The organism is Limnospira sp. PMC 1279.21 (assembly GCF_032349615.1).
GTDB lineage: Bacteria > Cyanobacteriota > Cyanobacteriia > Cyanobacteriales > Microcoleaceae > Limnospira > Limnospira fusiformis.
Genome location: NZ_JARPLU010000439.1, coordinates 1 through 987, shown reverse-complemented (window position 1 = coordinate 987; position 987 = coordinate 1). Strand labels below are relative to the sequence as shown.

Genomic DNA, 987 nt, shown 5'->3' with positions numbered 1-987 from the left:
CCCAACCATCCATGATTAGGGAAACCGAATGTCCGGCTTGAACCATCGTAACCATTAAGTAGCGAAATGGGTTGACACGCTACGTTCAAAAGAGCAAGGGGAAAAGAAGAGGTTTTGTTTCACCATCTTCATAGACCTTTAAAAGTACCCCGGTGGATAGGACAAATCTACAGATGGAATGCCCATATAAACGGAACGTTGTAACCCCTTTTAGGCTCTGATAATCTGGTCGAGAAAGTCAGTAGTGAAAAGTGTAAGCGTAAGCCTATTAGGGGGTGAGATGTGACCAGAAGCCAACGCCTTACTGTAATGATAAGGATATGCAGACGGGTCACGGTTTGATTGTAAAGAATAGAGTCTAGTAGGAGTTACTATGACGAAAGCGAGTTTAAAGAAAGGATTTGAGAAATCAAAACCAATCAAGACGTGCGTTTGTATCGAAAGCTATTCCCTGGGCGAAAGTTCAGAGAAAAGTTTTCAAGCTCCAAAAGAGGATATTTCAAGCAGCTAAATCGGGACAGGACGCAAAGGCACGAAGGTTGCAACGTCTATTGGTGAAATCATATTATGCCCGACTCTTAGCAGTGCGGCGAGTGACTCAAGATAATCAAGGCAAGAAAACAGCCGGTGTTGATGGAATGAGAGCAATCTCTCCAAGGCAAAGGTTTGAAATTGTTGAGAACATCAAGGGAAACCTCAAAGCAAAACCACTGCGACGGGTGTGGATTCCAAAACCTGGAAGGGATGAAAAACGCCCCCTGGGAATACCTGCTATCCAAGACAGAGCAAGGCAAGCCTTGGTTAAATCGGCTCTCGAACCTGAATGGGAATCGAGATTTGAAAGCACAAGCTATGGGTTTCGTCCCGGACGGTCAGCCCACGACGCAATATCCAGAATCTTTCAAAGTATAAACAAAGGAGGTTATTATATTCTGGATTCGTGCGAAACGTTTAGGAGTGAAATAGGGCTGCGATGCCCGAAATAAC

The 987-nt window shown here is 44.6% G+C and carries 1 protein-coding gene; it reads left to right on the top strand.

Going from position 1 to position 987, the window contains the following annotated elements; genetic code table 11:
* The first annotated feature begins 401 nt into the window (after positions 1-401).
* Entirely contained in the window at positions 402-986 is a 585-nt protein-coding gene (locus P5683_RS25285) for a reverse transcriptase N-terminal domain-containing protein (RefSeq protein WP_315642112.1), read from the top strand.
* Position 987 lies beyond the last annotated feature (1 nt).